This window comes from Vibrio sp. 10N.247.310.23 (assembly GCF_041467155.1).
GTDB lineage: Bacteria > Pseudomonadota > Gammaproteobacteria > Enterobacterales > Vibrionaceae > Vibrio > Vibrio crassostreae_C.
The window spans coordinates 1-1278 of the sequence record NZ_JBFSTZ010000099.1 but is presented as its reverse complement, the minus strand read 5'-3'; the positions used below and the strand labels follow the sequence as shown (position 1 = coordinate 1278).

General features: G+C 49.1%; 1 protein-coding gene. It reads right to left on the bottom strand.

The window, feature by feature from the left end:
- On the bottom strand, positions 1–1004 hold a 1004-nt coding region (locus AB6D93_RS24065), incomplete at its 3' end, for a TraB/VirB10 family protein (protein WP_372159256.1).
- Positions 1005–1278: the final 274 nt, after the last annotated feature.

Below are 1278 nucleotides of genomic sequence, written 5' to 3'. Positions count from 1 at the left end.
TCATTCGCCAGTTTTTCTTCATAGCGCTCGACGCCCTCATCATCGAGAGGAAAACCTTGAGTGAAGACGATGTTCACAAGTCCCCCCGGATTGATTTCGATGAATGGGTGGTAAAGTTCGGCAAGGGCAATGTAGTAATCTGATAATTTACTGCCTACTTCGGAGGTGGCGTTGCCCAATAAGCTTAATCCTACGTCTTCGCTGTTGATGCTAGAGGTTGAGCCCAGTGCGGAGGTGGACGTTGTGCTGGCTAATCCTGCCCCTGTTTCTCCCAATCCCGTCAGGATGCCGGAAATTCCCGCCATTTGGATGATTTTGCCGTTGCGTAAGAGAGATGTGCCGCGAATGCCGTTACGGCCAAAGTTAAAGACGGTGCCTTGCACGGGAATATCGAGAATGTTGCCATCACGAATGCAACTTATCGTGTTTGTGCGAGCAACACCGCGACTCGATGATAGGTCACCATAGACACTGCCAACGATAGTGCAGTCCATCAAGTGTGTTTTTTCACCATTGGGTAAGATGCCCTCATGCACGGTTTGGAGCACAATCGGCACGGTATCACTTTGTCCGAACACGCCTGCATTGGCGTCTGCGCCCCCGGTAATTCTAGCTGTGACAAACGTCCCTGATGGGACGTAGTTCTCTGTGGTGCGTCGGTAGCTCTCTTTTTCGCCAGACTCCCAGTGAAAATCAAAAGAATCGATGGCTTGACCTTGGTTATCAAAAGAAACGGTGTCTGAGGCGGCGTATTGGAAATCGTCTTTGTGTAAGTCATCGGTGGAGTAAGAGGGAGCTGGTTTTGGCGGTAAGGGTCTTGAGCCGAAGTTATCACCCTCAAGTGTTTGCGTTGTGTCGCTTTGAGACTCATCTAGATCAAACGTACTTTGGTGGGGGGCGGTACGCTGCGCCTCACGGTTGTCTCGAAGCGCTTCGGTAAGCTCGTTGTTTTGTTTTTTTAATTGCGCGACGGTATTTTCATTTGAACTTATCAAGCGTGTCACGGTTTGGTTAAGCCTCTCAACTTCCTCCCTTGCATCTTCAATCTCTTGCCGCTGGATGGTTAACGCTGAGCGGTTGTCCTTTTCAGTAAAGTCATCGTTAATGATTTCACCGAAGTCGGGCGCGGGCGCTTCTGTTTTTGACGATGTAGAGAGGTCTGTACGGGGCTTTTTAAAGTGTTTAAAGGCAAAGAACATCGAGGCAAAAATGACCAGTGTGATAGCCGTAATGATTTGATTGCGTTTTTTACTCAGCTCATTGGCTTGCAATCCTGCG